The sequence below is a fragment of the Photobacterium sp. R1 genome (assembly GCF_054600795.1).
In genome coordinates, this window is the sequence record NZ_BAAHZP010000243.1 from 1 (window position 1) to 353 (window position 353).

Annotated in this window: 1 protein-coding gene; it reads left to right on the forward strand. The window is 55.8% G+C overall.

The window, feature by feature from the left end; all coding sequences use genetic code 11:
- Nucleotides 1-316, forward strand: a 316-nt coding sequence (locus ACYP03_RS24870) for an ATP-binding cassette domain-containing protein (protein WP_459782507.1), incomplete at its 5' end; no start/stop codon positions are given.
- Between the last annotated feature and the right edge of the window lie 37 nt (nucleotides 317-353).

A 353-nucleotide genomic window follows, 5' to 3' on the forward strand; every position in this document is an offset into this window, starting at 1 on the left:
AGCGGCCAGGCAGCAGTTAGCGCGCTTTGGACTGTCCGGCAAGCTGGCCTTGCAGCCAGTCGGCTCGCTCAGCGGGGGAGAGCAGACCAAAGTGAAGTTGTGCCGTCTTGCATTGCAGCCGGTAAACTTACTGGTGCTGGATGAACCAACCACCCATCTGGATGCCACGGTGAAAGCGGCGCTGAAGCAAGCGCTGATCGACTTTAACGGGACTGTCATTTTGGTGTCGCACGAGCGGGATTTTGTCGCCGGCTGGCCGGCCGGGGTGATTGATATTCTGTCTGCGGGGGTCATGGCAAAAGCGACTCTGGCCTGAGGTGAGAATAGAATAATGATGAAAATTGTATTGTTTT